We start from the raw sequence: 3,961 nt of genomic DNA on the forward strand, positions 1-3,961 counted from the left end.
CCCTTTCACATCCCCCCCGCTCCCCGTTATGAACTCAAAAGCAAAGAGACGATTGACAGCAGAACTACCTTAGAGATGCAGCAGGATTTTAACCTGCGAATTGCATTCATGGCGCTGGAGCGGCATCTGGGAAATGATGACATCTTAATTATTAGGCAGCCACTGGCCCCGGTATCGGAAAGTGCCGTTGTGGCAGCCCAGTTTATGGCATTTACAGGCATACTGGTACTGCTGTTAGGATGTACGTGGGCTTTCCTTTTTGCCAAAAAGTTTACCCTGCCAATCCTGGAGCTGAACCGGATAGCCCAAAGCATGGCCTGTCTCGATTTTTCGCTAAAATGTACAGTAACCCGTAATGACGAGCTTGGTGAGCTCGGAAGAAGCATTAATCATCTGTCAGCGCAACTGGACAGTGCGATTATCGAGCTTAGTAAGAAGAATCAGCAACTAATGGCAGATATGGAAAAAGAACGAGCCTTGGATTCGATGCGAAAGAGTTTCGTATCCAGTGTTTCGCATGAGCTAAAAACACCGTTATCACTTATCCTGGGTTACGCCGAAGGCTTAAAGGAAAATATAATCCGCGATGCTAAGGGGAAAAACTACTATTGTTCGATCATCATTGATGAAGCCGAAAAGATGGATAAATTAGTCAAAGACTTGCTCAATTTATCGCAAATCGAATCAGGTCTGTTTCAGTTAAACAGAATAGATTTTGACCTGCTGGCACTACTGAGAGATATTATAAAAAAATACCAAACCATTCTTGAGAATAAAGAGATTACCCTGGAGATAGAAAGCACCGCCAACTTTTATGTCAATGGGGATATACTTCGCATTGAACAGGTTTTGCTTAACATTTTTACTAATGCTATCTATCATTCAGATTTTACCAAACTCATCAGAATTGAGGTAAACGACACAGGCAAGAAAATCAAAGTCACGATCTTTAATTCCGGGCATCCAATACCTGGAGAAAGTTTGGAAAAACTCTGGACAAGTTTTTATAAGGTGGATAAAGCCCGCACCCGGGAACATGGACGGTACGGGTTAGGTTTGTCAATTGTCAGGGCAATCCAGGAGCAACACGGTAATAGTTATGGCGTTAGTAACCTGGAAGACGGCGTTGTATTCTGGTTTGAGCTCGACAAAGCGGGAAAAATATAATATATATATAATCCTGTAACAAAGCTGTAACAAATGCCCCTCATAATAATATTAAACAGCGTAGTTACAGGAGGGAAATGCCAATGAAGTCTACATCATCAAAAAAAATTGTTAGCGGCATAATCACAAGTTGTCTGTTGCTGTCTTTGGGAACGGCAGCGCTTGCTCATAAGGCCCCGGAAGATCAGCCCCCACAGCCGCCTTGTCTGACTGCTGAACACAGGATGCCACCCAACCCGGCCGATATGGAACGCCACATCAGCAACAGGCTTGATAAACTGGTTAAGGAAGAAACCATCTCCCAGGAGCAAGCCGATAAGATAATGGGCTTCTTTCTACAAAAGCACGCCCCAGACCTTATCGAAGAGTTAAAAAGCACAGCCAATCTATCTGAAGAGCAGGCAAAAGCGGTAGCCGATGCCCTACGGCCACCACACAGGCCTGCTCCCTGCGAGGGTGCTCCCCCTCAAGAAAAACATCCTCTGTAATGGGGTTTTGAGGCCATTTAACAAAATAGCCATACAGTCGCAAAGCTGTATGGCTATTTTATATGATTTTTTTCACTTTGGCGGCTTTCATACAGCTCTATCTCCAGAAATAATCTTTCAATAATTATTTTGCTAACCATTTCCTGAACCTGTACTGCAATATCATCAATGCCCTTCTCAATAGCACCTAACATCGCTTCCGCTTCCTCCTGTGAAAAGTTAGCGGGGACTGGCAAATCAAAGGCAGGCTCAAACAGCCTGTTACCATAATGGTCAACATAAATCAACATTCTCTCTACAACCCATTCGGTCAGCTCATCATTATTTGATAGTTTGCTGAGCCACTTTCGAATAAGCAATTCTACCTGGGCTAGATCTTGTCCCTGTTTTTTGGGAAACGGAATAATCGTTGCTGCCACACACTTACCCTCCCGCAAATTATTGCATAAAACCCGTAGTCATTATACTTAATAATTGTTGGAATAGAATTTAGTATTTAACAACTAAAAAAGGGGTAGTTGCCTCAAAATACACCGCTCGGAACCTAGCCATCTACACTGGCCCCCCTGCAGGGCGCACAAAAGAAGCCTTCTGGAAAAATCGCTAGAAGGCTTCTTTGCTTTTGTACCGGCAAGTTTCCTATTTTAATTTATTAATAACCACATTTCCGCCCAAACGCCACAGGCTGATGTTATTTATGCCTTGTTCTTTAGCAATAGCTATCCAGTAATTTACTGTTTTCACATCAGCATACCATACCTGATACGAAACGCCTTTATCCTGATACTCAAAAACCAGGCACTGACTGTCTGCATCCCTTGTTGCTTCAACATCATAGGTCGCTGCAAGGGTTTTTGCTTCTATTTCAGTCAGAAATCTTTTTTCCCCGTTATCGCCCCACAGGCAGCCACCTGTTGAAAGCGCTACCGACTTTTCACTTGGTAAGGCTTCCATGCGGGTTAAAGTTTTTTGGATGAATTCTTTATTAGCCTTCGGTCCGGGGGCACTATGCAATCCGTAAAGGTTATAAAACATGACTACATATTCTGGTCCCCGGGAAAAACCAGCGGTAGAAAACGGGGTACCCGGTTCCAGTACCAGCCTTAGTTGCAAGTTATTTTTCAGGGCTTTACTATAAAGCTTATTAGCAAATGCCACGAAAGACTGTCCGATTTCTTCATCTTTCCAGATTCTTTCATAATCAATCTCAATGCCGTCATAGCCGCCCTGCAAAGTCAGGTCAATGATGTCGTCAATATGTTTTTCCATCGCTGCCTCATCGGAAAATAGCCTGCGGAGAACCTCTATATCTTTCATCACAACCGATCCGTCAGGATTCTGCTTGTCATTAACAAAGGTAAGATATATTTTATATTGCTTTTGTTTCTGGTTTAGCTCACTCTTTTTATCGCTAAGTTCCCGGGGTATAAAAATGCGGTCATCTTTATCAAAATACGCCCCAAAATAGGAGAGCTGATCCAGTTTCTTTCCCAGCCGCGTCAAATCTTTTTCACCTGTATCCAAATCCCAATAAGCTAACCATGCTGATCTTTTTGCAGACCCGTTTGTGACTGCATTGCCAGCAGATTGACCATTATAATTACAGCCTATCAGGCTGGCAAAAACAGCTGCAACTATAGCTACTTTAAAAATTTTACCAACTATACCGCTCACGTACATAGCTCCTCCTATAACTACAAGTTCACAATAAACCAGTTTATGAGGCCTTCCCACAGCTGCCTGATGTTAAATTTGAATGCCTCAAAGCCTTTCAGCCTGCTGTCAAATTTAACCTTTTCCTTTTCTGCCCCCATGTTCTCTGTAATAATTAGCTTGTCAAATACGCCGTCATATACATCATCAGCCAGATTTCTTTGACTCCAGCCATAACCGCCCCAAGCGGTCTCCAGATAAACAGCACCTGCTTTCGGCTCAGCTACCTGTAACTCTTTCACAGCAGCTTTTTCATCTAGCATAATGCTAAGCTTATCACCCTTAAGAGATAGTGATAACATCCGGTCACCTTGCGCCTGAACACTGAGGTCAGGTATATACTCCGCCGCTCCGGCTGCCACCGTGGGGGCATTCTCCAGATTTTTATCTTTCAATCGTTCTGTATAAATCCTCACTTTTTCAGCCGAATTGGCATATTTTACGAAAGTCTCCAATTCCCGCATTTCAGCAGCCTTTTTATCTTCAGGGATTGACAGGCTTTCTTTACCATCATGTTTATCCAGATTTAATTTGAATAATTCTTGTTCGGCCCCGTTATTTTTTTCTGTAACATAGAGAATATTGTTAAGAAT

4 protein-coding genes and 1 pseudogene are annotated in these 3,961 nt (G+C 42.9%); 2 read left to right on the plus strand and 3 right to left on the minus strand.

The window, feature by feature from the left end; genetic code table 11:
• The coding region (locus tag VN379_RS04010; protein WP_325531038.1) for a HAMP domain-containing sensor histidine kinase at positions 1-1,167 on the plus strand (1,167 nt) is incomplete at its 5' end.
• A gap of 83 nt (positions 1,168-1,250) precedes the next feature.
• A complete protein-coding gene (locus VN379_RS04015; RefSeq protein ID WP_325531040.1) occupies positions 1,251-1,655 on the plus strand; it encodes a hypothetical protein in 405 nt (134 codons plus the stop codon).
• Between the two features lie 53 nt (positions 1,656-1,708).
• Here VN379_RS04015 and VN379_RS04020 read toward each other — a convergent pair whose 3' ends face one another.
• The 3 genes and pseudogenes from VN379_RS04020 to VN379_RS04030 all read right to left on the minus strand — a co-directional run.
• Positions 1,709-2,074 (minus strand): hypothetical protein, encoded by a 366-nt coding sequence (locus VN379_RS04020; RefSeq protein ID WP_325531042.1) that lies wholly within the window; start codon positions 2,072-2,074, stop codon positions 1,709-1,711.
• A 220-nt stretch (positions 2,075-2,294) separates the two neighbouring features.
• Positions 2,295-3,329, minus strand: a complete 1,035-nt coding sequence (locus tag VN379_RS04025; RefSeq protein WP_325531044.1) for a glycosyl hydrolase family 18 protein — start codon at positions 3,327-3,329, stop codon at positions 2,295-2,297.
• Between the two features lie 20 nt (positions 3,330-3,349).
• Positions 3,350-3,961 (minus strand): annotated as a pseudogene (locus VN379_RS04030) (glycoside hydrolase); the annotation flags it as partial.

The sequence above is a fragment of the Sporomusa sp. genome (assembly GCF_035561255.1).
Lineage (GTDB): Bacteria > Bacillota > Negativicutes > Sporomusales > Sporomusaceae > Sporomusa.